The organism is Micromonospora sp. DT4, from assembly GCF_049841675.1.
GTDB lineage: Bacteria > Actinomycetota > Actinomycetes > Mycobacteriales > Micromonosporaceae > Micromonospora.
Genome location: NZ_JBNCKT010000252.1, coordinates 1 through 2,253, shown reverse-complemented (window position 1 = coordinate 2,253; position 2,253 = coordinate 1). Strand labels below are relative to the sequence as shown.

Here is a 2,253-nt window from a genome sequence, read left to right as displayed (position 1 = left end):
GCGAGGGTGTAGGCGGGGGCGCGGTCGAGTCGGGCGCCGCCGTGGTCGTAGCGGCGGGTGGTGCGGGCGTCGGCGTGGCCGAGCTGGTCCTGCACGTCTTCGAGGCTCGCGCCGGCGTCGCGGGCGAGGGTGGCGCAGGCGTGCCGCAGCACGTGTGGGGACATCTTCACCGGGATCCGCGCCACCTCGGCGAGGCGGATCACGAGTCGGGTGACAGCGCCGCGGTCGAGCCGGCCGCCGCTGGCGGTGGCGACCAGGGGCCGGCGGGCCCGGACGCCGGCCTGCCCAGCCACCACGGGCAGCGGGCCTGTGAGGTCGGCGCGGGTGGCGAGGTAGGCGTCCAGGCGTCGGGTGACCGGGGCGGGCAGCGCCACCAGGTGCTCGCGGGCCCCCTTGGCGGTGAAGCGCAGGGTGCGGTGGCCGCGGTTGTGGCCGAGCTGCTCGACGTCGGCGCCGACGAGCTCGCCGACGCGGATGCCGGTGTAGAGCAGCAGCGCGACGATCGCCGCGGTGCGCAGCGCCTGGGGGCCGGTGTCGGCGTCGGCCGCGAGGAGCAGCGCCTCGGCCTGCCCTCGGGACAGCCCTGATGTCTTGGTGCTGCGCTGGTCGACCTTCGGCTTCTTGCGGGAGTCGATGGCGGCGGGGTTGGCCCGGTCGGTGCGGTCCTCGGCGATCAGCCAGCCGTAGAACGCGGACACCGCGGCGAGGCGGCGGGCGCGGGTGGCGGCGGCCGCGGTGCCGGAGGCCTCTTGGGCGCGTAGCCAGGCGTGGGTGTGTACGCGGCGGGCCTCGGTGAGCGGGTCGACGCCGGAGGTGGCCAGGAACGCCAGCCAGTGCTGCAGGTCGCGCCGGTACGCCTCCCGGGTGTGCGGTGAGGCGTACCCGATCAGCCACTCCCGCAGCAGCTCCTCGAGTTCGTTGTCGGCGGTACCCCCCACGGTGGGGACCCCGTCGTGGGGGGCCGCAGCGGCGGGCAGGGGCTGGTGGGCGGGGAGCAGCTCGCCAGTGAGCACTTCGGTCACCGGTCGGTGTCCTCGTCGACCAGGTCGACGAACGCGGCCACCCGCGCGTATTTGGCGCGGGTGGTGTGCCCGTCCCAGCCGGTCGGGTGGGCGGGCAGGTGCCAGGACACCTGGCCGGTGGGCAGCTCCAGGTAGACCACGACCGGGTGGGGGTCGGTCGGGTCGTGGCCGGCTCCGGCCGGGACGCCGGCCTCGTGGGCGAGCGTGAGGGCGGTCCAGATCAGGGCGTTTCGCTGCGCGTAGGCGGCGGTGATCTGCGGGGTGTCCGGGCCGGTGTGCCCGTGGCGGGACGGGTCGAGCGTGGCGATGTCGGCCAGGATGTGAGCGAGGTGAGCCCTGGCCGTGGGGGCGCTCGGCGTGAGCGGGAATACGGTGATGCTCATCGCGGCTCCTGGGTTGGGTCGAGGGTCAGGACGCCCCGGCGTCGGGGCGGGTGGTGTCACTGTCGTCGCGGTGGCGCGGGCGTTGTCGCCAGGCGCGGGTGCGGCAGGCCGGTGAGCAGTAGCGGGCCGGCCGGCCGACGCCCGCGCGCGGCACCGAGGCGCCGCAGACCGGGCACCTGGTTTCGTCACGGGTTTTCGTCTCACCGATGGCGCGGGCCGAGCGACGGCGCCAGGCGCGGGTACGGCACGCGGGCGAGCAGTAGCGGCCCGGCCGGCCGGCGCCCGCGCGCGGCACCGGGGCACCGCAGACCGGACACACGGGTTCGTCACGAACTTGCGTCACAGCCAACCGTTGCGGCCGGGCCGAGAAGACCGCGCGAGCCATCGCGGCCTCACGGCCGCCCGCAACAGCCACCAGGTGCGCGACGTGCTCGTCGTCGGCGCCCGCGTCGTCGGGTTGCTCGGCGTCATCGAGCCACGACTCGGCGACGCCGAGCAGTTCGTGCCAGTCGGTGATCTCCGGCTGGGTCTCGGCGAGGCTGAGCAGCGCCACCGCCCACGCCCGCGGCGAGTAGTCGCGGGCGAAGCGCAGCGCGGTCACGTCCAGCGGACGCAGGTACACCCCGTGCGAGCGGGCGTGCGCGCGCATCGCCTCGACCGTCGGACCGTCGGACCACCGCACCCACCAGTCGCCCCGCCCGACCCCCTCGGCCTCCCAGGCGACCGTCACGGGCGCGCGTGCCCACTCGGAGAGGATCTGGGACAGCCACGCGGCCTGGCCCCGCTTTTTCGGCATGGACCACACCCCATTTCGTCACGCCTGTTACGTCACAGTCTACTCCCGGCCG

At 75.3% G+C, this 2,253-nt stretch carries 3 protein-coding genes; all 3 read right to left on the bottom strand.

Annotation, left to right across the window (positions count from 1 at the left end; genetic code table 11):
• Positions 1-1,022: tyrosine-type recombinase/integrase (locus ACLQ24_RS29370; RefSeq protein WP_425894988.1), on the bottom strand; the 1,022-nt coding region annotated here is incomplete at its 3' end.
• Positions 1,019-1,405: a hypothetical protein gene (locus ACLQ24_RS29365; protein ID WP_425894987.1), complete on the bottom strand. Its 387-nt coding sequence runs from the start codon at positions 1,403-1,405 to the stop codon at positions 1,019-1,021. The genes ACLQ24_RS29365 and ACLQ24_RS29370, both read right to left, overlap by 4 nt.
• A 25-nt stretch (positions 1,406-1,430) precedes the next feature.
• Positions 1,431-2,201, bottom strand: a complete 771-nt coding sequence (locus tag ACLQ24_RS29360; protein WP_425894986.1) for a hypothetical protein — start codon at positions 2,199-2,201, stop codon at positions 1,431-1,433.
• Between the last annotated feature and the right edge of the window lie 52 nt (positions 2,202-2,253).

Bases quoted from the DNA above. Each gene is read 5' to 3' on its own strand.
- ACLQ24_RS29365 (WP_425894987.1), bottom strand. From the start codon at position 1,405: ATGAGCATCACCGTATTCCCGCTCACGCCGAGCGCCCCCACGGCCAGG.
- ACLQ24_RS29360 (WP_425894986.1), bottom strand. From the start codon at position 2,201: ATGCCGAAAAAGCGGGGCCAGGCCGCGTGGCTGTCCCAGATCCTCTCC.